Source organism: Pseudomonas paraglycinae, from assembly GCF_021601625.1.
GTDB classification, from domain to species: Bacteria; Pseudomonadota; Gammaproteobacteria; order Pseudomonadales; family Pseudomonadaceae; genus Aquipseudomonas; species Aquipseudomonas paraglycinae.
This window is the reverse complement of the sequence record NZ_BQHR01000016.1, coordinates 1-26,631: the sequence shown is the minus strand read 5'-3', so window position 1 is coordinate 26,631 and position 26,631 is coordinate 1. Positions and strand designations below refer to the sequence as shown.

Sequence of the window (26,631 nt, the reverse complement as noted above, 5' to 3'; positions counted from 1 at the left end):
TAAGGCGGGCGCGTTATCGATCCTTGTGAACTTTCACTTGTAAACGCGCCCGCTTTATTTATCCGTTGTTACGCCGCGGCCAGTACGTTGGTTTTATCCAGGTAATACTTGCCGATACCGTGCAAGTTCAAAGGCGAAAGGGTGAAGTGTTTCGAACCGGTGTGGATATCGCGGAAGCAACGCTCCAGGAAGTGCGACTTGTAGACGGCTTTGGAACCGGCCATCGAGTAGATCTGGTTGACCGCATTGACCGAGTTCTCGGTCAGCACCGAGGCTGCCAGGCCGACGCGGGCGCTGACCGGTTCGCCGATGGTTTCACCCCGGTTGATCACCTGATGGATAGCATCTTCCAGCAGCAGTTGTGCGGTATGCACCGAGGAGATGGCGCGACCGGTCTTCTCGAAGATCACCCCTTCCAGACCCGGATCGGTGTTCACGGCGCGGTCATTGCGGAAATGGTCGACCGCAGCGCGGGCCACGCCCAGTACGGTGGACATCGCCGCCAGGGTGCCGAACTCGTAGTAACCGGTGGCGTAGGCCCGGGAGCTGCGCGCTTCGGGGGATTGCTTGAGGGTTTCGACATCCAGCGAGAAAGACTTGTGGACGATCACGCTGGAGCACTGGAAGTGATGGCTGCCGGTGCCGCGCATGCCCAGGGTGTCCCAGGTCGGCAGGATGGTGCATTGGCTGGCGGGCACGAAGAACATCCGCACTTCGGGAGTGGTGTTGTTTTCAGTGCCCTTGACTGTGGCGGTGCAGACCAGCCAGTCGGCGTGGGCCGAGCCGCTGGCGAACGCCCATTTGCCGCTCAGCAGGTACTCGTCGCCCATCGGCAGCGCTTCGCCACCGGAGTGGATGGCGCCGATCACGAAACCGTCGCAGTGGTTGTAGATCGCTTCGGAAGTGGCTTCCGGCAGGTAGTCCGACAGGCGCCCCATCGCCACTTGCACCGCCAGCTGCCAGGACAGCGAGGCGTCAAACCGGGCGAATTCCAGCAGCAGGGCCGAGGTGGTCTGGATATCGACCTGGGACCCGCCGAACGCCTTGGACACCGAGGTTCGGCCAAAACCTTCCTTGAAGAATCGGGACATCACATCCTTGTGCGTCGCATTGGTCTGCTCGCTGTAATCGCGGTGCTGAATAATCAGCGGATTCAGTGCACGCACCTTCTCGAGCCATTCATTGGATTCGGAGGGAAGGCTGTTCCATTGCATTAGATTTTTCATAACGGCTCCTAGCTATTATTTATTTACGATCAGCAGACGAAAAAACAGACAGAACTTTTTATTGTTGTTTAACCCCGATAAAAATGTACGTCTACAGTCGTACATTTGACAAGCACTATTATCAGACTTCTTTCATTTCCCAAATAAAAGAGCAATTACTGTCCGACAATAACGCGAGGCGCAAGAGACCACGTAACTTGCGAACAAGTTACGTTGCTTGAATCTTTTGATTACTTCACGCCGGCACGCCGGTCACTGACTTTCGACAGTGAGGCCCAGTCCTGATCGGCCTGACCATGGGCCATGCCGTCCAGCAGGTTGTCCCTCAACACGCTGGCAAACGGCAGGGGCACCTGGGCCGCTTCACCGGCCTCCAGCGCCAGGCGTACATCCTTGAGACCCAGCGACAATTTGAAACCGGCCGGCTCGAATTTCTCATCGACCATCAGCTTGCCGTAGCCCTGATAGACCGGCATGGCGAACAGGGTCGAGGTGATCATCTCGATGAACGCCTCGCGACTGATACCGTAGCCGCCGGCCAGGGTCGAGGCTTCGGCCATGGATTCGATTGCCGAGGCGATCATCAGATTGGCCGACAGTTTGGCGGCGCAAGCCACTTCAGCCGTGTCGCCGAGCGTCCAGGTCTTGCGCCCCAGCACATCGAACAGCGGCTGCACCCGGGCCAGTGCTTCGGCGGGCCCGGAGGCGAGAATGTTCAGATTGCCGGCAGCCGCCACATCGACCCGCCCCAGCACCGGTGCCGACACGTAACCGACGCCGCGTGCTTCATGCACGGTCGCCAGTTCTCTGGCCAGCGACACGGACACCGTGGACATGTTGACGTGCACGCTGCCGGCCCGCAGACCGTCCAGCGCCTTGGCGTCGAAGAACACCGAGCGGATTGCCGTGTCATCGCCGAGCATGGAAATCAGCACCTCGGCCTTCGCCGCCAGCGCCGGTGTCTCGACAGGTTCGGCGCCGGCCTTGGCCAGTGCTTCCAGCGGTGCCGACGAACGATTCCACACGCGGACCCGATGCCCGGCTTTCAGCAGGTTCAGCACCATCGGTGCGCCCATCGTGCCCAGACCGATAAATCCCAGTTCCATATCGCGTTCCTCTCTCGATGAGGTGTTCAAAGCCGTTCAGACGATGATGCAGAATTGCGATTGTACGTGTACAGGCGTACATTTCAAGTGCCGCGACGATTCATTCTTCGCGGCAAGGGTTTCAAACACACCTTTACCCAAGGCAAGGAGGCTTTATGCAATTCGGGATCTACACCGTTGGCGACGTCACACAAGACCCTACCAACGCCCGTACCCCCAGCGAATCCGAGCGCATCCAGGCCACCCTGCAAATTGCGCAGAAGGCCGAAGACATCGGGCTGGACGTGTTCGCCACCGGCGAGCACCACAATCCCCCGTTCATCACCTCCTCTCCCACCACGCTGCTGGCCTACATCGCAGCCAAGACCCAACGCATCATTCTCTCGACGTCTACCACCCTGATCAGCACCAACGATCCGGTGCGTCTGGCCGAAGAATATTCGCTGCTGCAAAACCTCTGCGGCGGCCGTATGGACCTGATGCTCGGCCGGGGCAACACCGCGCCGGTCTATCCCTGGTTCGGCAAGAGCATCGCCGACGGTCTGCCACTGGCGATGGAAAACTATCGCCTGCTGCACCGGCTCTGGCGCGAAGAAGACCTCAACTGGAGTGGACGCTTTCGCACTCCGCTGAAAAACTTCACCTCGATCCCGAGGCCCCTCGATGACCTGCCGCCCTTCGTCTGGCACGGCTCGATCCGCACCCCGGAAATCGCCGAGCAGGCCGCGTATTACGGCGACGGTTTTTTCGCCAGCCACATCCTCTGGCCCCGTGAGCATTTCATGGCGCTGGTCGAGTTCTACCGCGCGCGGTTTGCCCATTACGGTCACGGCACGCCGGAGCAGGCGATCGTCGGTCTCGGCGGGCATATTTTCATGCGTCGCAACTCGCAGGATGCACGCCGTGAATTCCGCCCCTACTTCGACAACGCCCCGGTGTATGGCCACGGTCCATCCTTGGAAGAGTTCATGGAGATGACCCCGCTGGCGGTTGGCAGCCCCCAGGAAATCATCGACAAGACCCTGACCTTCCGCGAGTACTTCGGCGACTATCAGCGCCAGCTGTTCCTGTTCGACCATGGCGGCATTCCGCTGAAGACCGTGCTGGAACAACTCGACATGTTCGGCAAGGAAGTCTTGCCGGTGCTGCGTGAAGAAACCCGCAAACGCCGCTCGCCGCTGGCGGCCGAAGCGCCGACCCACGCCAATCGCCTGGCCCGTTTGCAAATTCCGTCGGCCGATCCACGCGCTACGGTCAAAGCTGCCGAACTCGACAGCGTGACCGGCCACTGACCCTGTGGGAGCGAGCAGGCTCGCTCCCACACTTGATCAGGCAGCGCCTTTCAACGGGCGCTGCGCATCCATCGCCACCACCACATCATCGTGGATCAAACGCGCCAGGTACTGACCGTAACCGGTCTTGCTCATGCTGCCCGCATGCACCAGCAATTGCGCGTCGTCGATCCAGCCCTTGTGGTAGGCGATCTCTTCGAGGCAGGCGATTTTCAGGCCCTGGCGTTTCTCGATGGCCTGGACGAAATTGCCCGCTTCCATCAACGCGTCGTGAGTGCCGGTGTCGAGCCAGGCCATGCCACGGCCCATCACCGACACATTCAATTTGCCGCGTTGCAGGTAGACGTTGTTGACGTCGGTGATCTCCAGCTCGCCGCGCGGCGACGGCTTGATGTCGGCGGCAATCTGCAGCACTTCGTTGTCGTAGAAATACAGGCCGGTGACGGCGTAGTTGGACTTTGGATCGCTCGGTTTTTCGCAGATGCTCAAGGCCTTGCCGGCAGCATCGAATTCCACCACGCCAAAGCGCTCGGGATCGGCCACGTAATAGCCGAACACTGTCGCGCCTTCATCACGCGCCGCCGCTTGCAGCAGGGTTTCACCGAAGCCGGCGCCGTAGAAAATGTTGTCACCGAGCACCAGGCAGACGTTGTCTTCACCGACGAATTCACGACCGATGATGAACGCCTGAGCGAGGCCGTCCGGACTCGGTTGCACCGCGTAACTCAAGCTCAGGCCCAACTGACTGCCGTCGCCGAGCATGCGCTGGAAACCCGGCAGATCTTCCGGGGTGGAGATGATCAGGATCTCGCGGATTTCCGCCAGCATCAGCACCGACAGCGGGTAATAGATCATCGGTTTGTCATACACCGGCAGCGACTGTTTCGAGACGCCCAGGGTGATCGGGTGCAGACGCGAACCGGCGCCGCCCGCCAGCAGAATTCCTTTGTACTTGGCCATGCTTTTTTCCTTTCAAGCAGTGAGATTTGAATGACTGAACGTTCAGGCCACAAGGGCTTTGTCGCTTTGCTCGCCGAGGCGCTCCAGCGCGTAGGCACCGGACATCACCCGCACCCACCAGGCGCGGTTATCCAGATACCAGTCGACGGTTTTCTGCATGCCGCTTTCGAAGGTTTCCTGCGGCGTCCAGCCCAGCGTCGCGTGAATTTTTCCGGCATCGACGGCGTAGCGTTTGTCGTGGCCCGGACGATCCTTGACGAAGGTGATCAGGTCGCGGAAGTGCGCGACGCCCGCCGGTTTTTCCGCACCGCGTGCTTCGAGCAGATCGCACAGGGTGTGCACCACTTCCAGGTTGGTCTTCTCGTTGTGGCCGCCGATGTTGTAGGTCTGCCCGACCTCACCGCGCGTAACCACCGCATACAGTGCGCGGGCGTGATCTTCGACGAACAGCCAGTCGCGAATCTGCGCGCCATCGCCATACACCGGCAGCAGCTTGCCTTGCAGCGCATTGAGGATGACGTGAGGAATCAGTTTTTCCGGGAAGTGATACGGCCCGTAATTGTTCGAGCAGTTACTCATGACCACCGGCAGGCCAAAGGTGCGATGCCAGGCGCGAACCAGATGATCGGAACCGGCCTTGGTTGCCGAGTACGGCGAACTCGGCGCATACGGCGTGCGCTCGGTAAATGCCGGATCTTCGGGTTCCAGGTCGCCGTACACTTCATCGGTGGAAATGTGATGGAAACGGAACGCCGCCTGACGCGCCGCGTCCAGTCGGTTCCAGTAACCACGCGCCGCTTCGAGCATCGTGTAGGTGCCGACGATGTTGGTTTCGATGAAGGCTTGCGGGCCATCGATCGAGCGGTCCACGTGGGACTCGGCGGCCAGGTGCATCACCGCATCCGGTTGCAGGCGCGCGAACAGTTCGTCCAGCGCCGGCTTGTCGCAGATGTCGACCTGGCAGAAACGGTAACGCGGCGAATCGGACACATCGGCCAGCGATTCAAGGTTGCCGGCGTAGGTCAGTTTGTCGACGTTGATCACTTCACATTCGGTCTCTTCAATCAGAAACCGCACCACGGCCGAGCCAATGAAGCCCGCGCCCCCTGTCACTAAAATTTTCATCAGCGCCTCCCCTGGCAAAATGATGACTTAACGTCCTTCGATGCTGTGTGCGGGTCAGTTCAACAACGCAACCCAGTATGGCGACAGCCCTTGTTCGAGAATCAGCAGTGTCTGGATGCAGACGAAGCTTTCGTCAGTGGTTGCCGAGGTTGCGTTGAGCGGGCCGAAACCACCGTCCTGCTTCTGATGGGCAGCGATCCAGTCTTTCGATTCCTGCAAATACGTCGGCTGCGCGTCGAGCAGATACATCGCCGCGATGGCCATGTAAGTGCCCACCAGGCTGACCGCTTTGCCCGGCCGGTAGTGGAACGAGCCGTTGGCCAGTTGCAGCTTTTGCAGCCAGGCGATGGTCTGTTCGGCATCGACGATGCGTCGGTTGAGAATGAATAGCGTCGACACCACGCGGTACACCGAAAACGCATCCGGCGGGTAACCCGGCTTGTTGGCGAAACCGCCATCGACCGAGCGGCAGCGCAAGGCAAACGCCATCACACCCTGCTCGTCCGGCGCCTTGGCTTCAAGGGCATGCAGCGACAGCACCGCCAGGTTGGTGTGCCAGATGTCGGAGCCGAAACCCGGCACATCGCCGAACCCGCCATCGGGGTTCTGACACGCTTGCAGGTAACGCACGCAACCGCCGATATCGTTCGGCAACGCGCCCAGCACTCGCAGCGACAGCACCGCGCAGTAGGTCGCGAACACATCGCTCAGATGCCCCGGTTGCTCGGCAAATCCACCGTCGGTGTTTTGTGAAGCCCTGATGCAATCGATCAGGCTGGCCTTGTTTTCGATTTGCAGACCCAGCGCATGCAAGTCCGAGATCACGTGCAACCCGGAGAATACCTGCCAGGTCTTGTCGGCACGGAACCCCAGTGGCGCGGTTTCGGCAGTCAGCCCGTAAGGCGTTTCATTCGATGCCCGAGCCTTGGCCAGCCAAGCCAGATAACGCTGCAGATCGACATTGATGGTCGGCACGCCATTCGGATGAATGCGCTGCACATCACCACCGCCATCGATCACTTGCAGCTCACGGTTTACCAACGCCGCATCGTCATGATGAGTGACGGCAGCGGCCGGTTCGATGGACTGCAAGGCGTGGGCGGCGGCGAGCTGGGTTTTCAGGCTTTTCAGGTGCAACGGCAGGTACGTCAGGTTGCCGATGCTGAAGATCCCCGGCTGACGCGGCGGCGCCCAGAACTGCCGAATGAATGGCACGGTCGGGTCATCCGGCGTCGACCAGAAATAGCCCTTGCCCATGAACAGCCCGCCATTGCGGGCGTCGTGAAACTCCAGCAACGCTGCCGTCACCGAAGCCCGGTCGGCTTCGCTCGCGCCGGACGGCAAGGCTTGAATCGCCTGCAACAGCAACGCCACGTCGTAGGCAGTCTTGATCGGAAATGGCGACTCGTGATGTTTGTACGAAGTGTGCCAGTCGCAACGCACTTTGCCGTTGATCCCGACCCGATCCCAATACCCGCCGTACGCCGGATCGCGGAACAGCGCCAGGGTTTGCAGCAGGAACGAACGGGCCAGATTCGACAGCGCATTGTCGTCCCGCGTATCAGCCAGTTGCGCCAGCACCAGGCTTACCTGAGCCCGCACACCGCAACGGGTCAGCGCCACATCGACACAGGATTGGCTGTCGCTGCCGGCCACCCGGCCGATCAGGTTTTCTGCATGAATCTGCAAGTGCCCGACCAAGCCGAGACCCAACGGCTGATTGTCGATACGCGCCAGCAAGGCCGTGGCGCTGATGTCGAGATCGATCGAGGTCGCGAGCTCCAGCGGCGTCGACCAGTCGCTGCTGTACAGACCGGCGAGCGTGGAACGGGCGTAGAGCGCTTCGACCTTTTCCAGCAGGCCGTGGATCGCGGCATTGTTTGCTGCGTCCTGCGGCACCCTCCGTTGATAGGCAATCAATGCCGCCAGTGCGTCCAGTTGCAGCGCCAGCGTGCGGCAACGTCCGGAGCCGTGCGGCGTCCAGTAGCGGTCGGCCAGTTCGTGGAAACCGCCATTCGAAGCATCATGCAAACGCATCAGCCCGTCATGGGCAAAACGCAGTTCGACATCGTCGCCGTGCTCGGCCTGGTAGAGCGTCGCCGCGACCTGATCCTGCAACTGCTTGTCGCTGGAAATCGCAACCTCGCCACTGGCATCGGTCACGGCGAAAAAGCCGCCGTGCTCGATGTCCTTGAGGCCTTGATCAAATAGAAACTGCGGATGCAGTGACATGGTGAATCCCTCTTCCTTGAGGTTAAGCGGCTTTGCTTTCGGTCAGCGACACAACGCTGCCCTGGCACAACTCGATGATGCGCGTCGCGGCGCGGGCGGCACCTTCGCCATCCGGCGCGGCGACTTGCTGATGCGGCGCGTAGTAGGCCGAAGCATCGGTGTCTTTTTCCAGCTCGCCCTGGATCAGCTCGACGATCGCATCGCGGTCGTGGCCCAGATGCGTCGGGAAACCCAGCAGCTCCAGACGGCGCAGCGCCTCGAGTTCGTGGTACTCGGATTTGGACGGCAGCACGAACAGCGTCGGAATCTGGAGTGCGGCGATTTCCGTTACGGTGATCCAGCCCGGCGCCGAAATCAGCAGGCTGGCTTCACGCAGCAGGCCCATCCAGTCCGGGTAGTACGGCACGCAGACGACGCCGTCCTGAGCCTGGATATCCTGACGGCCGAGCAACACCAGTTTCAGTTCCGGATTGCGCTCGCGCAGGATCTTGAAGCTGTCCAGATACGCAGCGAGCAGCGCATCCTTGTTCTGGGCAAACATTGTGGTGCCGCTGATCGAAGCCACAATGAACGGCGAGTCGCCGAGGTTCAGTTGCTCGCGCACGTTCAAGCCGGTCTGCACATTGATGTCGCGGATCATCGGGCCGACAAAATGCGCCTTGCCACTGACCAGCGCTTCGGCCACCGGCGTGCCCTGATCGAGGGAAGCCACGTACGGTTTGTCGGTCAGCACCAGTTGGCTCTGATTGATCATCCAGTTGAACTGGCTGTGCAGCGCGGTGCGGGCCCGGGCCATTTCCAGCGCGTTGACTTCGAAACCGCCGTCGGCCAGATCATGGTCTTCGAGCTGGCACAGGGTGAAGTCGTAGCGCTCGGTGACGAACACCAGCGGCGTACCGCTGAAAATCGCGGCCAGGCAGGCGGCCATGTTGTAGTCCGACACCAGAGCGGTCGGTTTGTACTCGGCGATCAGGGCCAGGTAAGACAGAATCCGCTCGCCGGACAAGAAGGTATTGGCGATATATCCGCCGATGTAATTATTCCAGTCGAGTTCTTTCGACAAGTTGCTCTTTTTCGAGTAATCGACCAAACGTCCGGCAATATCCACAACTTCTACGCCAGACTTTTCGAACATCGGCGTGAAGGTTGGCTGCAAGGAAGCCAGTGCCACAGTCAGTGGCATGTCCGGACGCTGTTTCTTGATCGCCTGAGCGATGGACAGCGCGCGCATGTTGTGACCGGAACCGGTTGGATTGGGGGCAAATAAAATCATTCTTGAATCTCCATTAGTTGAACAACGCCATGAACCACAGTGTTTTCCAATACATCCCTTATAACCACCGAATACGGTTTGATAACGGCACCGTCACCAATATTCAGTGGACCTACCAAGATGGCGCCCTCGCCAATAACGCAACGACTTCCAATGCGCACCGGTGCCTCCTCCCAAGGCAGTGAGCGAAATGAATGATCATGGGTGGAGGCCACGATCGTGGCCCCCTCGGACAACTCGCTGAAGGCACCGACGGATACACCGCCGGCCGCCTCGATAACCACACCGGCAGCCAGTCGCGCGCCGGTGCCCAGTTCGATGCCGCCCAGTTGCGACATGCCGCCCTGACGGCTGCTGCGCCCGATCAGGATGCAGTCCCGGGCGATTTCCACCAACGCCCCGCCGCGCAATTCGGCATCGATCAGGGCCTCGTCGCTGATGTCCCAGGTCTGGGTGTCGGGGTTCAGCGACTTGAGCCGCGCGACCGACTGCGTGGACCGATCGAGCATCGACGGCAAGCCCTGGCGCGCCCGCTCCCGGACTTTGGCCAGCACCGGTTCCGGGCTCGGTCGGCCGTCCTCGACCACGGTGCGCCAGGCAATGACCCGCGCCGGGCGGCCGACGACGATCGCATCCGGCGGCACATCCGCTGTCACCAACGCGCCAGCCGCCACCACGGCCCCGGCACCGATGGAGACACCGGCAGCCACGGTGGACTTGGCGCCCAGCCAGACGTTTTCGGCAATCCGAACCGGCGACTGCGCCGTCCCCAGGCATTGGGCACCGGTGGCGAACATGCTGGATTTACCGATGGACGCGTGCTGCAAATCGCACCTGAAGCCGATGAAGCAGTCATCGCTTATCTGCACATTTGTCAGGCGACTGCCGACACGCACCCAGACGTGCCGACCAAGTTCACTCGCACTATCAACAATTGTCGAAACTTCAATTACGTTTATGTCGTCCACAATAAAGCCTCATTCCATTGATGCCGGGCACATAAAAATTCGATAGGCGTGCGTATCCCGCAGATATAAATCCGCCAGTGCACAAATAATAATTAACTGTTTATTTAAGGCTTCTACTCAAAGCACGCGAGACATTGCGTCCGCGCCGCTTATTAACTGTCCGGTTCATTCAACTGTCATTATTCATTAACAACAGGTAGAAGTTCACACTTGAGCCAAAAGCCAAGTCAGTTTCGAGATGAGAAAAAGCCGATTCAAGTCTGTCCGTGACTCAGGTTAAGCTCCCTTTGGAGGAATAGTTCTTTAGTACGAATGTTATAGTACAGACGATTTTGTTTTGCAATAGGTGTCAGAATGGTTATCTCGTTTTAGTCTAAAAATTGATTGAACTTTTATGGTGCACGCTTGTACCAAAACCTCCTTATATGCACGGCGCTGGTGCAAATCAGGGAGGAGTGCAGATTTGCTCCAGCGCTTACAGACATCTGGAGGTCGACCCCAGACACTTCGACAGCCCCCACGAACGCTACGGTGACGGCTCTATTTCCCTCTGGCCTGGAGCCGTCATGCCCGCACCTATCACCGTTCTGCGCGACACCCATCCCCTGCCCGTACTCGACGCCTGCAAATGGGAAAAGCTCGATGGCGACCCGCACACCGTCAACCTCAACGCCTACACCAGCGAAGACGGCAGCAAGATCATGGGCACCTGGATCTGCACACCGGGCAAGTGGCGAGTGGATTACGTGAAGTGGGAGTACTGCCATTTCCAGGAAGGCTACTGCGTGATTACCCCGGACGGCATGGAGCCGATTCACCTGCGCGCCGGCGACATCTTCGTGGTCGAGCCAGGCATGAAGGGCACCTGGGAAGTGGTCGAAACCGTGCGCAAATATTTCGTGTTCGCCTGATACAAAAAAGCCGGGAAACCACCCGACGTGATTTCCCGGCAACACCTACTGCATCTGAATTGCAGACCTGCGACGAGCGCAGGCCTGACGACGATTACTGCGGCTTGCGATAGCTGTTGATGATCGCCGAGAAGTCCTTACCCCCTTCCCCGCGCTGACTCATCGCCTGATACAACTGCTGCGCCACCGCGCCCAGCACCACCGGCTGACGGGCCTGACGCGCCGCTTCGGTGGCCAGCCCCAGATCCTTGAGCATCAGCTCGGCGCCGAAGCCACCGGTGTAACCACGAGAGGCCGGCGCCGTTTCGACGATCCCCGGCCACGGGTTGTACATTTCCGAACTCCAGCAACGCCCGGTCGAGCTGTTGATGATTCCGGCGAGCACCGAGGTGTCGATGCCCAGCGCATCGCCCAGCGCCATTGCCTCGCTGACGCCGACCATCGAAATGGCGAGCAACAGGTTGTTGCAGATCTTGGCGATCTGCCCGGTGCCGACCTCACCGCAATGCACGATGTTGCGGCCCATCTGCGCCAGCACCGGTTGCAGGGTTGCGAACAGTTCCGGGGTGGCGCCGACCATGAAGGTCAGCGTCCCGGCCGTGGCGCCACCAGTACCACCGGACACCGGTGCATCGGCCATGGCCACGCCTTGTTTGGCGGCCGCCGCCGCCACATCGCGCGCAGTCTGCGGGTCGATGGTGCTGCAATCCACTGCCGGCACGCCTTTACCGATCCCAGCGAGAACACCGTCTTCACCGAGCCAGACGCTGCGTACATGCACGGCAGCGGGTAGCATGGTGATCACCAGTTCTGCATCTTCAGCGGCTTCGCGAGCCGAAGCGCGGATAGTACCGCCCAGTTGCTCGAGTTCCGCCAGCACGGTTTTGTTCAGGTCCACCAGATTCAGCGAATGCCCGGCCTTGATCAGGTTGCGCGCCATCGGTGCGCCCATGTTGCCCAGACCGATAAATGCGATTTTCATGGCCATTCCTCAGCGCAGGTTGATGGTGGTGTTCACGCCGTCGTTGACGCTGTCGTCATCGAACCAGCGCGCCGTGACCGTTTTGGTCTGGGTGTAGAACTGCACCACTTGCTTGCCGTACGGGCCGAGGTCGCCGAGTTTCGAACCGCGCGAACCGGTGAAGCTGAAGAACGGTACCGGCACCGGAATCGGGATGTTGATGCCGACCTGGCCGACGTCGATTTCAGTCTGGAACTTACGCGCCGCCGCACCGCTCTGGGTGAACAGGCCGGTGCCGTTGCCGAATGGGTTGGCGTTGACCAGCGCGATGGCCTGATCGAGGGTGTCGACTTCCAGCACCACCAGCACCGGGCCGAAGATTTCCTGGGTGTAGATCTGCATGTCAGTGGTGACACCGGAGAACAGGGTCGGGCCGACAAAGTTGCCTTTCTCGTAGCCCGGCACGCTGATGTCGCGACCGTCCAGCTCGAGTTTGGCGCCTTCCTTGATGCCGCTTTCGATCAGATCGAGAATCCGCGCCTTGGCCTTTTTCGAAATGACCGGACCGACATCGGTGCCCGGCTCGTTGCCGGCGTTGACCTTGAGTTTCTGCGCCAGCGCTTTCAGATCCGGCAGCCACTGTTTGGCCGCGCCCACCAGCACCACCACCGAGGTGGCCATGCAACGCTGACCGGCCGCACCGAAACCGGCGCCGACCAGCGCATTGAGCGCTTGTTCACGATTGGCATCCGGCAGCACCACCGCGTGGTTCTTCGCGCCCATCATCGATTGCACGCGCTTGCCGTGCTTACCGGCCAGGTCATACACGTGGGTGCCGACGGCGGTCGAACCGACGAACGAAACGGCCTTGATGTCCTTGTGGGTGCACAAGCCGTCCACCACGTCCTTGCCACCATGGACGACGTTGAGCACGCCAGCCGGAATGCCGGCCTCGATGGCCAGTTCCACCAGCAGCATGGTCGACAGCGGATCCTGTTCGGACGGCTTGAGGACGAAGGTGTTGCCGCAGGCAATGGCCATCGGGAACATCCACAGCGGAATCATTGCCGGAAAGTTGAACGGGGTGATGCCGGCGCAAACGCCGATCGGCTGGCGCAGGGTGTAGGTGTCGACGCCGCCGGCCACGTTCTCGGCGAACTCGCCCATTTGCAGGCTGCCGATGGAGCAGGCGTGCTCGACCACTTCCAGGCCACGGAAAATGTCGCCTTCGGCATCGGCAATGGTCTTGCCCTGCTCGGCGCTCAGCACCACGGCGATGCGTTTGGAATGCTCGCGGATCAGCGCTTGCAGCTTGAGCATGATGCGCATGCGCGCGCCGATCGGGGTCAGTTTCCAGGTCTGGAAGGCGCGCTGTGCGGCGCTGACGGCGGCGTCGACTTCAGCGGCGGTGGCGAACGGAACCTTGGCCAGAACCTGCTGGGTCGCCGGGTTGACGATGTCGTGCCACTCGGTGGTCTGCGACTCGACCCACTCGCCGTCGATCAGCAGCTTGACCTTCTGGATCGTGGTTTCGTTGGGCGTAAGCGATGCGTTCATGCTGGTCTCCAGAACTTGTTTTTATCTTAGGAGCCAAGGCGAAAGGTTCGCCTTGAGATGAGGCGTGTGTCACGAATTGGTTGTCGGACTGTTTTTGGAGTATAGATGTGCAAACTTCTAATAAGAACGCACATATAAGCCCGTCCATCATGCAAAAAAACATCACGTCTTTAGGCTCGCTGAACTGGGACGACCTCAAGTTTTTCCTCGAAGTCGCCCGTACCCGCAAGGCCAGCACCGCGGCCAAACGCCTGGCGGTCGACTACACCACCGTGTCGCGGCGGATCAGTTCGCTGGAAGCGGCGCTCGGCACTTTGCTGTTCGAAAAGTCGCGTACCAGCGGTTTCGTACTGACTGCCGAAGGCCAGCGCCTGCTGAGTTACGCCGAGTCGATTGAAAGCACGCTGCACATGGCCTGCGAGCAGGTGTCAGGCTCCGGCGTCGCGCTGTCCGGGCATGTGCGCATGGGCTGCACCGAAGGTTTCGGCAGCTTCTTCATCACCCCGCAACTGAGCCACTTCGTCGACGCCTACCCGGCGATCTCGGTGGACATCCTGCCGCTGCCGCACTTCATCAGCCTGTCCAAACGCGAGGCCGACATCGTCATCGCCCTCGAACGCCCGGAACACGGGCCGTACGTGTGCTGCAAACTCTGCGACTACCGCTTGCAGCTCTACGCAACCCAGGAATACCTGGACAAGCACCCGCCGATCCGCCGCCCCGCCGACCTGGGCAAGCATCAATTCATCAGTTATGTGGATGATCTGGCGTTCAGCTCGGAGCTGCTGTATCTGGCGAACGTGTTGCCCGGCGCCAGCGCCAATCTGCGCAGCACCAGCGTGATTGCGCAGTTCGTCGCAGCGCAGCAGGGGCGCTCGCTGGCGATTCTGCCGTGCTTCCTCGCGGCACAGGATCCGCGCCTGCTGCCGGTGTTGCCGGAGGAAATCGACATCACCCGGCAGTTCTGGATGTACTGCCGGGAGGATCTGCGCAAGCTCAAGCGGATCACGCTGTTGTGGGATTACATCCGTGAGGTGACAGAGCGCAATCAGGCGCTGTTGATGGGTGAGACCCGCGAAATGCAATTCGCCGATTAATCGGCGCTGACCACAATCGACACCCGGCGGTTTTCGGTGCGGCCGGCGGCGGTGTCGTTCGAGGCGACCGGTTCGCGGCTGCCGAGTCCTTGCAGCTGGATGTTCTCTTCTTTCATGCCGACCGAGGTCAGCACTTTACCGACGCTTTTCGCGCGGCGCAGTGACAGCTGCTGGTTGTAGGTTTCCTTGCCCGAGGCATCGGTGTGGCCATCGACCCGCACCCGCTCGATGCCGACACCCAGCAACGCCTTGCCGATACGCTCGACGATTTCGGTACTTTGCTGGTTCAGGCTTTCGACATCGCTGCCAAACAGCACTTTGCCCGACAGGCCGAACTCCCAGCCATCATCGGTCAACTCGAAGCCTTGCTGCTTGAGGACCGCAACCTGGGCTGGCGTCAGGCCTTTTTGCGGGGCGGTCTGGCAACCGGTCAGGGCCAGCATGGCCGTCAGCAACAGGGTGGAAAACAGTCGAAAGGAAAGTGAGAACACGGGCATCAGCTCCTGGTTTGAACGGGATCGACCGGGTGCTCCGACCCGGCCGTGGATTGGGCGCCGCGCGACAAACGCTTGGCTTGATACATCGCGGCATCGGCCGCATCAAGCAAGGTGCCGGGCGTGACGCCATGATCGGGGTAAACGGCGATGCCGATACTGAGCGACGTCACGACACTGCTGTCGCCCGGCAGCGCAATCGGGGTGTCCATGCTGGCGAGGATCTTGTCGGCAATGCGCTCGGCGTCTTCGGTCTTGTGCAAGGGCGTGAGCAGAACGGCGAACTCGTCACCGCCCAGACGCGCCACCAGATCCTCTTCACGCAACTGCGCCCGCACCCGATTCGCCACCGCCACCAGCACCGCGTCACCGGCGGCATGACCGAAGTTGTCGTTGATGTCCTTGAAGCGGTCGCTGTCGAGAAACAGCACCGCCACGCGCTCGTTCAGTTTGTGGGCGCTGCGTAGCGCACGAATCAGGCGGCCTTCGAAAAAGGCCCGGTTCGGCAATCCGGTGAGACTGTCGTGGCTGGCCTGGTGGGCGAGGGTTTCGTTCTCGCTTTGCAGGTGGGTTTGCCAGTCTTCGAGTTCATCGAGCAAGGCATTGAAGTCATTGCCGAGGTTGTCCAGTTCGGCAATCTTCGCCCGTGGCACCCGTCGATCCAGTGCCCGCTCGCTGCGGGCCGCATGCGCCACCGCCGCCAGGCTGTGCAACGGGCCGATGATCCTGCGCAACTGACGCTGCGCCAGGTACAGCGCGACCCAGGCGCTGATCGCCGTGCAGAGAATGATCCCCGCCAGACCGCTCAACAGAAAGCGCATCAGGCTGCCGCCGTGGCCGATCAGCAAAATGCGCCCGATCTCGCGATCCTGATGCTGAATCGGCAGGTTGATGGGTTTTTCCAGAATCACTCGCGCGACCTGCATCTCCAGCTCGGAAATCAGGCCGTTCTCCGGACGCTGCCAGCGCGCGAGCAATTGGCCCTGATTGTCCAGCACCTGGGCATCGGCCACTTCTTCGGTCGAGGCGATCAACGCCAGCGCTTCGGTCGCGGCGACCTTGTCGTTGAACACCACGGCGGCTTCCACGGTGTAACTGATCGAGCGGGCGATCAAGTGCAGGTTGTGATCGGCATAGACCCGCAGCGCCAGCACCCCAAGCAGCGTCAGCGACACGCTGGCCATTGCCACGGCGACCAGCGCCACAATCAGGTTGCCACGGCCGATGACCGAGCCGAGGGTCGGGCGCCCTGTGGATTTGTCGCGTCTCATGGCACCGCCGGTTTGCGGCGCGACAACTGCAGCACGCTGGGATGAATGCGCACGCCGCTGCGGGCGACGGAGTCGAGATTGACCTCGAACGACACTTGTTCATCGCCGACCCGCAGGCAGAAAAGGCTGCCGACCGTGCATTGATCGCCGCCTTCGCTGATGCTCAGCACCGGATGGCCGATCAGGGACGCGAACAGCCGGCTGCGTTCGTCGGTCGTAAGCTTACCGATGTAGACTGCGTCGCACTCGCTGACGATGGCCGGATTGTCGGCCAACAGTCGACGCACGATGACCGGACGCCCCGTGGCCTGCGTCGTGCCCTTGACCAGGTCATCGGTGTATTCGGTCGGGCCGACGATGCACAGGCGTAACTGCGCCGGCTCCACCGGCCAGCGCGCATAACTGAGGATACCGAGGACAACCTGGGTGACGGATTTGGCCCGCTGTTCGGCCATGCCCGTCGAGGGTTGAGCCTGGGCAGCGGCCACACCCGTGAGCAAACAGAGCACACCGGCAAGCAACGCCTGCTTGCAGCCAACTACGCGCTCTGTCGCCCAGACAGCCACCTTCATGCAGGGATTCTCTTGGATCGTTACGAAATGATGCCGCAACGATAGCACAGGGTTGGAACACCAGCGATACAGCGACCTCTGACCGGTCGGTCAATTATCGGCGGCAATCGAAGGCACCTTCATCCTTTATGCGGCGCCCCTTCTTCCAGTTCCAGCATCAGTCCACTCAGGCGCTTCACCTTGCGCTGCACCGCTTCTTCAAACACGCCGCTCCGAGGTTCGATCAAGGTGAACCAGTCCTTGGCCCGGGTAATTCCGGTGTAGATCAGCTCCTTGGTCAACACGGGATTCAGGGCGTCCGGCAGGATCAACGCGGTATGGGCAAACTCCGAGCCCTGCGACTTGTGCACGGTCATCGCATAGACGGTCTCGACATCGTTGAGCCGGCTCGGCAGCACGAAACGCACCCCGCCGCGCCCGTCGTTACGCGGGAACGCCACTCGCAACACCGACTTGCCGGCATCCGGGCCATCACGCTCGGGCAATTTCAGGGCGATACCGATGTCACCGTTCATCAGCCCCAGACCGTAGTCATTTCGGGTCATCAGCACCGGCCGGCCTTCGTACCATTGCTGATCGCTTTCGATCAGCCGCGCTTTGAGTAACGCGTCGGTGATGCGCTGGTTCAGCCCCTCGACACCCCACGGCCCTTTGCGCACTGCGCACAACAACTGGAAGGTATCGAAGGCCCGCAGGACGTCACGCGCCCAGTCGACCCAGCCTGAATGTTCGAGCGGCGTTCCCATCGCCGGACGTCGATCGCGCAAAACGCTCAGATAATGTCGATAACCGTGAGGGCCTTCGCCGTGTCCATCGAGCACCAGGTGCTCAAGTTTCCGGTCGTGCTCGTTCTGAAGCGGCAACGAAAACACATCTCCATGAGTCTTGGCTTCCAGCAACTGCCGAGCCTCGTCCGGGAGTTGCTGATTCACCCGCCGCGCCAGTTGGCCGATGCCGCTGCCCTCGCCGAAACGCCGCGAGTGACGCAACATCACCACTTGCTGGGCCAGCGGATGCGAGCCGTCAGAGCCTTCGTGCAAGCCGCTGTCCTGCAGGGATTCGCCGCTCACCTGTTCCAGCCACTGGCGAGTCTGCGGACTGTACCAACCGGCTTCGGCATCGCGGCACAAATCTCCCAGCACCGCCCCCGCCTCCACAGAGGCCAGTTGATCCTTGTCGCCCAGCAACACCAATCGGGCATGAGGCGGCAAGGCATCGAGCAGGTTGGCCATCATTTCCAGGTCGATCATGGACGCTTCATCGACCACCAGAACGTCCAGGGGCAGACGGTTACCGGCATGGTGGCGAAAGTGCCGCGTGCCGGGACGACTGCCGAGCAGGCGGTGCACCGTGGTCACCTCGGTCGGGATTTTTCCCCGAACGCTGTCAGCGACCTTCAGCGATTGCACCTGCTGACTGATGGACTCGGTCAGCCGCGCCGCCGCTTTACCGGTAGGCGCCGCGAGCCGAATGCGCAATGGTTGATGCGCCTCGACCGCAGGTGCCTGGAGCAACGCCAGCAAACGGACCACCGTCGTCGTCTTGCCGGTACCTGGACCGCCCGTGATGATGCTGAAGGCACTTCGGGTGGCCAGGGCGCAGGCGAGTTTCTGCCAGTCGATGACATCCGCACGCTGCGCTGGATCGAACAGCTCGTCCAGCCGCCGTGCAAGATCGGATGGTGTCGCTTCCTGCTCCGCGAGCCGCTGACGCAATGCGCTGTCGATACGCCGCTCGTAGGCCCAATAGCGCCGCAAGTACAAGCGCTTGCCGGACAACACCAGCGGGCGTTCCTGCGACGACGCACTTTCGTCGGCGGCCAGTGCCACCAGCGAACTGCCGGCCAGTACCTTGCACCAGTGCGCTCCGTCGAGGGTTTCGAGCAGTTGCGATGGCAGCAGCAACACGCCGGGTTGTGCATCCCCCTCTGGCGGTAGGGACAAAGCGAAATCCGGCGCCTTGAGGGTTTCGAACAGATCCAGACAGACATGACCATGGCCGAGCTGGTGACTGGTCAATGCGGCGGCGAGCAACACCAGCGGATCGACATCGGGTGCCAACTCATGAAGAAAGGCCACGAATGCCTTGTCCAGTGCCCGCAACCAGCCACGCTCGACCCATTGGGTCAGCAACAGCAACAGATCATCGGCACGGGTCAGGGGCGTCAGTTGCGCGAGGCTGTCGGCGGTCAGCGGCGTTGGCAGCAGGTCGGCGAATGTCCGGTTCATAGCAATACTCCCTGTTCCCACGCGGGCTCGGCCTTGGGTTGCGGTTTGCCCTGGAACATCAAGTCCAGACGCTCGATCAGCGCCCTTGGTGGTCGCGCGAAGTAAACGCCACCGCCAGGGGCCCGTGTCCCGCGCAGGAACAGATACAACGCGCCGCCGATATGCCGGTCGTAGTCGTAATCGGCAAGCCGCGCCTTGAGCTGACGATGCAGTGCCAACAGGTACAACACGTATTGCAGGTCGTAACGGTTGTCGAGAATTGACTGCTCCATGGCCCGTTCGGTGTACGCAGCGTCATCGACACCCAGCCAGTTGGATTTGTAATCCGCCACGTAGTAACGACCTTCGTGCTCGAACGTCAGGTCGATAAAGCCTTTGAACATGCCATTGAGCTGCACCGCTTCGGCGCCGACCCGGGCCACACCGTTGTGAGTGAATTGACGCACCTGTTCGTCGAGCTTGAGCACGTCGACTTTGTGGCTGGCGAACCAGAACTCCATCTCGACCCGATATTGCTTCAATTGCTCAAGCACCACTGGCGGTTGGTCGAAGCCCGCAGGCAGTGGCAGTTTGAGCAAGTGCTGCAACCAGTCGCCGAGGGTGGTGATCCAGCCCTCCCAACCCCGTCGATTGCAACGCCGGGCGATCGCATCATCGAGCGACTCGCGGGTGACCGCGAAGCCCTCCTCACCCGCCCACTCGAGCAAACCGTGAAGAAACGTTCCCGGATTCGGTCCGCGAGGGAAGCGATGAATGTCAGCTCCGCCGGCGATGATCTCGCGCGGAGCTTCAGGATCGAGGCGTTCGTCGTCGAACAGCTTTTGCGCTTGCGGACTGTCGGGAGCTTCGTCATTGCCGACGCTCAGCACGTCACTGATGCGCAAGGCGCTGTACGATGCGATCCACCAGTTTTCGCTGGCCCTGCGGCTCGGTAAAAGGGTGGCACGTAGCGTGGCTTCGTTACGCGGAGGCTGGTACTCCTCGCTGGTGGCTGCCGGCATTTCAACAACGCTCAGCGCCGAACAATCCTGTTGCAGATCGTCCAGCCAGCGGGCCAATCCGCTGGATTCACCCAACGTTGCGCCACCGCCCAACAGATAGCCCAGTGCAGAAAGATGCAGCACCGAGCTGCTGTGATTGCCGCGTTTGAGATCCGTCACCCCGAGCCAGCACGCATGTTGTGCGCGAGTCAGCGCGACGTAGAGCAAACGCAGATCCTCCGCCAGGCGCTCGTTGTCCGCCAGGGCGATCAGTTCGGCGTCGGGCTTCAGACTGATGCGGGCCTTGCCGGACTCATCGTGGTAATGCAGCGGCAATCGACTGCCATCCACGGGTTTGGCCGAGCAGATGAAAGGCAGGAACACCAACGGGTATTCAAGCCCTTTGGACTTGTGAATGGTCACGACCTTGACCAGTTGTTCGTCGCTTTCAAGACGCAGGATCTGCTCTTCACCTGCCTGCCCTGACAGCGCCAGATGCTCGGCCAGATGACGGATCAGTGCCTGCTCGCCATCGAGTTCCGACGCGGCCTGTTGCAACAACTCCGACAGGTGCAACAGGTTGGTCAGCACCCGCTCGCCATCACTGCGGGCGATGAGCATCTGCGGCAGTTGAAAGTCGTGCAGCAGGCGCCGCAACATCGGCAGCACCCCTTGCTTGCGCCAGAGCTCACGATAACCTCGGAACTGCATGACCCGGGTTTCCCAGAGCAACTCGTCCTGATTCAGACGTTCCAGCTCAGCCAGCGGCAGGTTCAGCGTGATGCACGCCAGCGCCGCTTTCAGGGAGCGTTCGACATCCGGCTCGGCGCACGCCTTGAGCCACGACAACAGGTCATGGGCTTCCTGTGCGGCAAAGACCGAGTCCTTGTCCGACAGATAAACGCTGCGGACTCCGCGCGCTGCAAGCTCACCGCGTACCGCCTGCGCCTCTTTACCATCGCGCACCAGGATCGCAATGTCCGCTGGCCGCAGCCCACGCCAATCCTTGCCGTCCTGCGCAAACCCGGCACGACCGGTTTGCCCGCCATTGAGCAGAGTCGTGATCTCACTGGCGCAGGCCGCCGCCAACTGCTGGCGATAAACCGCCCCGGACAGTGGTTTGTCGGTGGATAAATGCCAGATGTTCAGCGCCGGTACGTCCAGCCCGGATACCTGCAAATGTTCTTTACGACCCTGAGCCTCCACAGGCTGGAACGGCACCGGGTTATCGCCACTTTTCTCTCGGAACAGAAATGCTCCGCACCCTTGCTCACGGGACTCGGCACGTTCGAAAACATGGTTGACCGCACTGACCATCCCGTGACTGGAACGGAAGTTGGTGCCCAGGGTATGCAGGCGTCCGGTTGTGGCCTGGCGGGCTCGCAGGTAGGTGTAGATGTCCGCGCCACGGAAGGCATAGATCGCCTGCTTGGGGTCGCCAATCAGGAACAGCCCGGTCTCGGGGTTATTCTCTTCAATGCGATAGATGCTTTCGAAGATCCGGTACTGCACCGGGTCCGTGTCCTGGAACTCATCGATCAGGGCGACCGGGAACTGCTCGCGGATGAGCGTGGCGAGCCGCTCCCCACCGTCGGATTGCAAGGCCGAGTCCAGACGCAATAGCATGTCGTCGAAACCCATTTCGGCTCGACGGCGCTTCTCGTCTTCAAAGCGGGCACCGACCCATTTGGCAGCATGCTGCAGCACGGCCGCATCGGGCGTCGGCAAATTGTCGAGGCTCGACTTGAGCACAGGCATGGCATCCAGGCCCGGGTGACTCGGCGGCTCGCCCTTCCAGGCTTCAGCCATGCCCTCCGGCGTGAGCCTGGCGAACCCGGTGCCGATATCCAGTTGCTCGAACGACTCGTCCTCGGCCCAGGCCTTGAGCTTTTCGAACCAGGGTTCGAAATAGCGGGCTTGCATCTTGCGCCCGTCCACGGTTTTGTTGGCGACGCCCTGATGACAGATCGCGAGCAACTCATCGGCCCACTGCCGCCATGGTCCCTTCAACTCCACCAATGCCGCACGGCGTTCCTGCAGGCATTCTTCGATCAGCTCGGAGGGGGTCTTGTCAGAGTCCGCTTCGCGCTCGGTGCCAAACAGCCCACGCACTCGCGGTAACAGGGCCGCCGGACCTCCCCAGTGACTGCGGACCCAGCTCAATGCATCGCCCTGCATCGGATAGCAGAACAGCCGCCAATAATCGCGCAGCACTTCGCCGAGCAGGTCGCTGTGATCGGTTTCCAGGGTCTGGGTAAACAGACTGCCGCTGTCGAACGCATGCTCGCGCAACATTCGCTGACACCAACTGTGGATCGTCGAAACGGCGGCTTCGTCCATCCATTGCGCGGCGATATCCAGGCGGTTCGCGCAACCGGGCCATTGTTGCGGATCGAACTGTGCACGCAGTTCATCGATCAGCGTATCAGGGGGAGGCGTCTCGTCACGAAAGAAACGGGCGGCCTCGGCCAGACGCGTGCGTATACGTTCGCGCAGTTCTTTGGTGGCCGCGTCGGTGAAGGTCACCACGAGAATCTGCGGGGGCAACAGCTCACGACCGAAACCGCTCGCCTCGCCTCCGTGGCCGAGGATCAACCGCAGATACAACGCCGAAATGGTGAACGTCTTGCCAGTGCCCGCACTGGCTTCGATTAGTTGACTGCCTCTTAACGGGAATGCCAGGGCGAGCGGCTGTTGGTTGCTCATGCGCCTGCCTCCTCTTGGGTCCATGAACGCCACGGTGCCTCAAGCAAAGGGCGATACAGTGCATCACACCAACCGGAGAATGTTTCATCCGCCTGCAGTGCATCGAAGTCGACGAATTGTCGGGATAGAGCCGGACTTTCACGCCGCTCGCCTTCGCTGGTCTGACCATCGCCCTCATAGGCTTTACGGGCAGCCGCTTCAGCCTTGACCGGATCGGTCTGGGCCAGCCATGCAAAAGCCGTTTTCACCGCGACCGGAAGTGGCTGGCACATGCCCGTCTGCCAGGCGAGCAGCAGATCCTCGAGAATTCGCCCCGCTCGAGTCCGCTCAAGAGGTTCAAGAAGGAGCGTGTCATCACTGGCCACCAGTGCGGTCGTCAGGGAGAGTCCACTGGCGCACGCGACGAGATGGCTGACCCAGGGCTTGGTCATGCGATGCCATTTGCGGCTCTTGATCGAGCCTATGCTGTTGGGGATTGTTGTGACAGACAGTACGCCGCCATCGGCGCGCCGGTGCAAACCGCCTAGCCATCCTTCAAGGCGCAGTTCCTGCCATTCAAAATTGATCGGTAGCGCGTTGGTTAGCGGTGTCGGCCATAACGCCAACAGCTGTTGATATCGTTGCAACAAGTCTGGCAAAGGCTCGATCAACTCTCGTTGAAGGCATTCACCGAACCCGGCCATGGGCAGCAGTCCGCTGTTCTGCAGGCGTCGGGCTTGAGACTCGAGCGCCTGATCAACATTGTCCGGGTGTCTCAAGGCTGCCCCGAGCAAGCTGTCGCTGAGCATGTATCGCTGCAACGCATCCAGCACAAAGGGTTCCTCGTCAGCCTGAGGTACCTGCGCCGCTTCAAAGTAAACCTTGAGTCGCTGAGTGAAAAAGTGTCGAACCGGATTGCGCAGGAAGTCCTGCAGCAGCTCCAGACTCAACGGTTCCTCCTGAACATGGGGGGCAAGCATTGTTGCGATGTCATTCTGTTCGTGAGGTTGATGCAGCACCTGCCATTCGCTGGCATAGCTGAACAGTTTGTCTTCCTCATGGAAGTAGCGCGAACTGAATGGCTGCAACGGATGCTCCTGAGTCATGGCAATCAGAAGATCTTCGTTGTCGTCGACCGATCGCCATCCATTGGCGAGATGATCGCGCAACTGGCCGATCAACACAGAGGCTGGCCGCTCGCTGTTGTCGCGAATGCTGCGGCCCACCCAACTGATGTAAAGCTGATGACGGGCGGACAAGAGCGCTTCGAGCAGAAGATAGCGATCATCCTCCCGACGGGATCGATCTCCCGGCCGGTAGTCGCTGCCCATGAGATCGAAGTCCAGCGGCGGTTGAGCGCGTGGATAATCGCCATCGTTCATTCCCAACAGGCAAACCAGCTTGAACGGGATCGCGCGCATCGGCATCAGTGTGCAAAAGTTCACGGCACCGGCCAGGAAGCGCTGCGACAGACGCCCCTGATCCAGTCCCGCCAGCCAGGCCTCGCGGACGACGGTCAGTGGCAGCTCGTCCAGCAGACCGACGGCCTCGCAGGTTTCCAGCCAGGTTTCGCGCAACTCCTCGAGTTGAGCCAGCAGGTAGTCGTCATGCTCATCTTCGGGCTTGAAAAACAGTTGCATCAATGCCTGAAGCCGATGCCCCCATTCCTGTGGTTGCGCGGGTTTCATCAGTTGCTGATGCGAGAGTTCCAGTGCATCCAGCAACGCTACCAACGGGCCGATCAACGCGGCATCGAGACCGCCGATTTCATCGTAGGGCTCGATATCTCCACAGGCTCCGGAACTGCCGACCGCATAACCGAGCAACATCCGACGCAGGCCGAAACGCCAACTGTTTTGCTCCAGCTCATCGGGTAATCCCAGCTCTGCCCGTTGCCCCGCATCGATGCCCCAACGCACGCCGGCACCTTCGATCCAGCGATGCAGAGTCGGCAAGTCTCGCTCCTGCACACCAAACCTGGCGCGTAACGCAGGAACGTCGAGCAGGTCGAGAATTTCACTGACGGGGAAACGACTGTCCGGCAGCTTGAGCAGATGCTCGACAGCGATCAGTAATGGATCCCGTCCGCGCTGCCCCTGATCGGCCATGGTGAAAGGAATGAAGCGTGGATCCTGACGATCCAGTTGGCCAAATACGGCGCGGATATGCGGCGCATAACTATCAATGTCAGGCACCATCACGATCACATCGCGAGGGCGTAATTGACGGTTGGCACTGAAACGGGCCAAGAGCTGGTCGTGAAGAATCTCCACTTCGCGCTGGGCGCTATGGGCAATGTGAAAGCGGATCGAATCGTCTTGAGTCAGATCGACTGCCGGCCAGAGCGCTCGAGTCTCGCTGAGCGGCCGCAGCTCCAGAATGTCGTCCTGTAACTGATTGAGCATGTTCTTCGGCTGGTTTTCGCTGAACAGATCGATACGTCCGTTGCGAAATGCTGCGCGATAGCTGTCCGGCTCGTCGTGGCTGTCGAGTAGGTTGATGTAATCGCGACCTTGCTTGCCCCACGCTGCGAGGAGCGGGTGAGCATGTTGGTGGAGCGATTCCGAATCCAGCACCACAGGCATGCCGTTTTTTCGGGCCTGCCGCTTGTACTGATGACGCAAGAGATCCTTGTCGGCAACGATATCGGCCCAGTGATAACGACAGGGGTTATGGACGCACAATAAAACCTGGCTGAAACGAGACAACCCGGCCAATGCTTCCAGTACCTGGGCGGGCAACGAGGAAATTCCGAAAACGATCACTCGCTGTGGAAGTCCGGTCGGTGCGCGTTCAAGACTGTTGATGCGCTCCATGAACCGCTGGTGCACGCCCGCGCGACTCTGGGCCATGCCTTGCTCGCCCACATCGTCCAGCAGAGCGCGCCACAATTCTGCCTGCCAGCAACTGGTCGGCGAGAGCGGCTTCGCTTCACCTCTTACATTTCGGAGTTGATGATGCCCCTCTGCCCAGTCCTCAAGCCAATCAGCGCGGTAAACCTGGTATTGGTCGAAGAGGTCTGCCAGACGTTCGGACAACTGGTAGCGTTTGCGCAGATCACTGTCATGGGTGAGAAAGCGTTGTAGCGGTTCGAAATGCGGACGGGTGATGACCTGTGGCAACAGGCGCATCAGACGCCAGGTCAACGGTGCCTTGTCGAGCAGCGACTTTGCCGGAATTTCCTCTCGTCCCAGAACCATCCGGTAAAGCTGCCACATGAAACTGCCCGGCAGTTGCACATCAATAGCGGCGGCGATACCACAGCCGCCGGAGTCGTCCTCTTCAGGGTCCTCAGCCAGTGCCAGCTTGAGCCATTGAGCGATGCCGTTGCTCTGTACGAGCGCGATTTCGTTCTCCAGGGGAGCCAGTGGATAGCGCCGCATGATGCTGATCACAAGGCTGCGCAGTTCATCCAGGCTGTTGCTCTGAACGACCATGAATGCAGCGTTGAGGGACTGGGTGTCCGGCATGAAGGCTTCCTTGGAAAAGTACAAAAGCTAGGGCTGAACCTTAGCATTGTCGGCCGGCGGCGACAGCCGCAAGGCGGCTGAGAATGCTGTAAGAACTTTCCTGCGGGCAAAACAAAACCCCAACTGCTTTCGCAATTGGGGTTTCGGAATTTAATCTTGACGATGACCTACTCTCACATGGGGAAACCCCACACTACCATCGGCGATGCATCGTTTCACTTCT

18 protein-coding genes are annotated in these 26,631 nt (G+C 60.6%); 3 read left to right on the top strand and 15 right to left on the bottom strand.

What is annotated here, in order from left to right; all coding sequences use genetic code 11:
* Window positions 1-68: 68 nt before the first annotated feature.
* Window positions 69-1,226 carry an acyl-CoA dehydrogenase family protein gene (locus L6D82_RS21905; protein WP_236191602.1) on the bottom strand — a complete coding sequence of 386 codons (1,158 nt, stop codon included), beginning with the start codon at window positions 1,224-1,226 and terminating at the stop codon, window positions 69-71.
* A gap of 230 nt (window positions 1,227-1,456) precedes the next feature.
* The gene (locus L6D82_RS21900; protein WP_276574280.1) at window positions 1,457-2,362 is read right to left on the bottom strand and encodes an NAD(P)-dependent oxidoreductase; all 906 of its coding nucleotides are present in this window, start codon (window positions 2,360-2,362) and stop codon (window positions 1,457-1,459) included.
* A 125-nt stretch (window positions 2,363-2,487) separates the two neighbouring features.
* Between L6D82_RS21900 and L6D82_RS21895 the strand changes: the two genes are divergently transcribed.
* On the top strand, window positions 2,488-3,624 hold the full coding sequence (locus L6D82_RS21895) for an LLM class flavin-dependent oxidoreductase (protein ID WP_011332342.1): 1,137 nt from the start codon (window positions 2,488-2,490) through the stop codon (window positions 3,622-3,624).
* Window positions 3,625-3,660: 36 nt separating this feature from the next.
* On the opposite strand, the gene rfbA is transcribed toward L6D82_RS21895, so the two are convergent.
* The 5 genes from rfbA to L6D82_RS21870 are packed head-to-tail and all read right to left on the bottom strand — an operon-like array spanning window position 3,661 to window position 10,041.
* A complete protein-coding gene (rfbA, locus tag L6D82_RS21890) occupies window positions 3,661-4,584 on the bottom strand; it encodes a glucose-1-phosphate thymidylyltransferase RfbA (protein ID WP_011332341.1) in 924 nt (307 codons plus the stop codon).
* Window positions 4,585-4,626: 42 nt separating this feature from the next.
* Window positions 4,627-5,709, bottom strand: coding sequence for a dTDP-glucose 4,6-dehydratase (gene rfbB / locus L6D82_RS21885; protein WP_236191599.1), 1,083 nt, complete (start codon window positions 5,707-5,709; stop codon window positions 4,627-4,629).
* Window positions 5,710-5,763: 54 nt separating this feature from the next.
* The gene (locus tag L6D82_RS21880; protein ID WP_236191598.1) at window positions 5,764-7,941 is read right to left on the bottom strand and encodes a prenyltransferase/squalene oxidase repeat-containing protein; all 2,178 of its coding nucleotides are present in this window, start codon (window positions 7,939-7,941) and stop codon (window positions 5,764-5,766) included.
* Window positions 7,942-7,963: 22 nt separating this feature from the next.
* Window positions 7,964-9,214, bottom strand: coding sequence for a glycosyltransferase family 28 protein (locus tag L6D82_RS21875; RefSeq protein WP_039772933.1), 1,251 nt, complete (start codon window positions 9,212-9,214; stop codon window positions 7,964-7,966).
* Window positions 9,211-10,041, bottom strand: coding sequence for a DapH/DapD/GlmU-related protein (locus L6D82_RS21870; RefSeq protein WP_236191597.1), 831 nt, complete (start codon window positions 10,039-10,041; stop codon window positions 9,211-9,213). The genes L6D82_RS21875 and L6D82_RS21870 overlap by 4 nt, the downstream gene beginning before the upstream one ends.
* A gap of 707 nt (window positions 10,042-10,748) precedes the next feature.
* Between L6D82_RS21870 and L6D82_RS21865 the strand changes: the two genes are divergently transcribed.
* Window positions 10,749-11,093 (top strand): cupin domain-containing protein, encoded by a 345-nt coding sequence (locus L6D82_RS21865; RefSeq protein WP_236191596.1) that lies wholly within the window; start codon window positions 10,749-10,751, stop codon window positions 11,091-11,093.
* 94 nt (window positions 11,094-11,187) lie between these two features.
* On the opposite strand, the gene mmsB is transcribed toward L6D82_RS21865, so the two are convergent.
* Together mmsB and L6D82_RS21855 are read right to left on the bottom strand one after the other, a co-directional pair.
* Window positions 11,188-12,075: a 3-hydroxyisobutyrate dehydrogenase gene (gene mmsB, locus L6D82_RS21860; protein WP_236191594.1), complete on the bottom strand. Its 888-nt coding sequence runs from the start codon at window positions 12,073-12,075 to the stop codon at window positions 11,188-11,190.
* Between the two features lie 9 nt (window positions 12,076-12,084).
* Entirely contained in the window at window positions 12,085-13,611 is a 1,527-nt protein-coding gene (locus L6D82_RS21855; protein WP_011332335.1) for a CoA-acylating methylmalonate-semialdehyde dehydrogenase, read from the bottom strand.
* A 149-nt stretch (window positions 13,612-13,760) separates the two neighbouring features.
* Here L6D82_RS21855 and L6D82_RS21850 point away from each other — a divergent pair, with 149 nt between their 5' ends.
* Window positions 13,761-14,708, top strand: coding sequence for a LysR family transcriptional regulator (locus tag L6D82_RS21850; protein ID WP_039772937.1), 948 nt, complete (start codon window positions 13,761-13,763; stop codon window positions 14,706-14,708).
* Here L6D82_RS21850 and yfiB read toward each other — a convergent pair.
* The 6 genes from yfiB to recC all read right to left on the bottom strand — a co-directional run bounded on the left by yfiB (window position 14,705) and on the right by recC (window position 26,408).
* The gene (yfiB, locus tag L6D82_RS21845; RefSeq protein WP_170844893.1) at window positions 14,705-15,205 is read right to left on the bottom strand and encodes an outer membrane lipoprotein YfiB; all 501 of its coding nucleotides are present in this window, start codon (window positions 15,203-15,205) and stop codon (window positions 14,705-14,707) included. The genes L6D82_RS21850 and yfiB overlap by 4 nt on opposite strands.
* Complete coding sequence (gene dgcN, locus L6D82_RS21840; protein WP_236191592.1) at window positions 15,205-16,473, bottom strand: diguanylate cyclase DgcN/YfiN; 1,269 nt, start codon at window positions 16,471-16,473, stop codon at window positions 15,205-15,207. Before dgcN ends, yfiB begins: the two co-directional genes overlap by 1 nt.
* Window positions 16,470-17,045 (bottom strand): regulatory sequestration protein YfiR, encoded by a 576-nt coding sequence (gene yfiR, locus L6D82_RS21835; protein ID WP_134021779.1) that lies wholly within the window; start codon window positions 17,043-17,045, stop codon window positions 16,470-16,472. The genes dgcN and yfiR overlap by 4 nt, the downstream gene beginning before the upstream one ends.
* Before the next feature lie 119 nt (window positions 17,046-17,164).
* The gene (gene recD, locus L6D82_RS21830; protein WP_236191590.1) at window positions 17,165-19,273 is read right to left on the bottom strand and encodes an exodeoxyribonuclease V subunit alpha; all 2,109 of its coding nucleotides are present in this window, start codon (window positions 19,271-19,273) and stop codon (window positions 17,165-17,167) included.
* Complete coding sequence (recB, locus tag L6D82_RS21825) at window positions 19,270-22,959, bottom strand: exodeoxyribonuclease V subunit beta (protein WP_236191589.1); 3,690 nt, start codon at window positions 22,957-22,959, stop codon at window positions 19,270-19,272. The genes recD and recB overlap by 4 nt, the downstream gene beginning before the upstream one ends.
* On the bottom strand, window positions 22,956-26,408 hold the full coding sequence (gene recC, locus L6D82_RS21820) for an exodeoxyribonuclease V subunit gamma (RefSeq protein ID WP_236191588.1): 3,453 nt from the start codon (window positions 26,406-26,408) through the stop codon (window positions 22,956-22,958). Before recC ends, recB begins: the two co-directional genes overlap by 4 nt.
* Window positions 26,409-26,631: the final 223 nt, after the last annotated feature.

What these genes read in the sequence shown, in the direction of transcription:
- L6D82_RS21905 (WP_236191602.1), bottom strand. Translation starts at nt 1,226, where the DNA reads ATGAAAAATCTAATGCAATGGAACAGCCTTCCCTCCGAATCCAATGAA.
- L6D82_RS21895 (WP_011332342.1), top strand. Translation starts at nt 2,488, where the DNA reads ATGCAATTCGGGATCTACACCGTTGGCGACGTCACACAAGACCCTACC.
- rfbA (WP_011332341.1), bottom strand. Translation starts at nt 4,584, where the DNA reads ATGGCCAAGTACAAAGGAATTCTGCTGGCGGGCGGCGCCGGTTCGCGT.
- rfbB (WP_236191599.1), bottom strand. Translation starts at nt 5,709, where the DNA reads ATGAAAATTTTAGTGACAGGGGGCGCGGGCTTCATTGGCTCGGCCGTG.
- L6D82_RS21880 (WP_236191598.1), bottom strand. Translation starts at nt 7,941, where the DNA reads ATGTCACTGCATCCGCAGTTTCTATTTGATCAAGGCCTCAAGGACATC.
- L6D82_RS21875 (WP_039772933.1), bottom strand. Translation starts at nt 9,214, where the DNA reads ATGATTTTATTTGCCCCCAATCCAACCGGTTCCGGTCACAACATGCGC.
- L6D82_RS21865 (WP_236191596.1), top strand. Translation starts at nt 10,749, where the DNA reads ATGCCCGCACCTATCACCGTTCTGCGCGACACCCATCCCCTGCCCGTA.
- mmsB (WP_236191594.1), bottom strand. Translation starts at nt 12,075, where the DNA reads ATGAAAATCGCATTTATCGGTCTGGGCAACATGGGCGCACCGATGGCG.
- L6D82_RS21855 (WP_011332335.1), bottom strand. Translation starts at nt 13,611, where the DNA reads ATGAACGCATCGCTTACGCCCAACGAAACCACGATCCAGAAGGTCAAG.
- L6D82_RS21850 (WP_039772937.1), top strand. Translation starts at nt 13,761, where the DNA reads ATGCAAAAAAACATCACGTCTTTAGGCTCGCTGAACTGGGACGACCTC.
- yfiB (WP_170844893.1), bottom strand. Translation starts at nt 15,205, where the DNA reads ATGCCCGTGTTCTCACTTTCCTTTCGACTGTTTTCCACCCTGTTGCTG.
- dgcN (WP_236191592.1), bottom strand. Translation starts at nt 16,473, where the DNA reads ATGAGACGCGACAAATCCACAGGGCGCCCGACCCTCGGCTCGGTCATC.
- yfiR (WP_134021779.1), bottom strand. Translation starts at nt 17,045, where the DNA reads ATGAAGGTGGCTGTCTGGGCGACAGAGCGCGTAGTTGGCTGCAAGCAG.
- recD (WP_236191590.1), bottom strand. Translation starts at nt 19,273, where the DNA reads ATGAACCGGACATTCGCCGACCTGCTGCCAACGCCGCTGACCGCCGAC.
- recB (WP_236191589.1), bottom strand. Translation starts at nt 22,959, where the DNA reads ATGAGCAACCAACAGCCGCTCGCCCTGGCATTCCCGTTAAGAGGCAGT.
- recC (WP_236191588.1), bottom strand. Translation starts at nt 26,408, where the DNA reads ATGCCGGACACCCAGTCCCTCAACGCTGCATTCATGGTCGTTCAGAGC.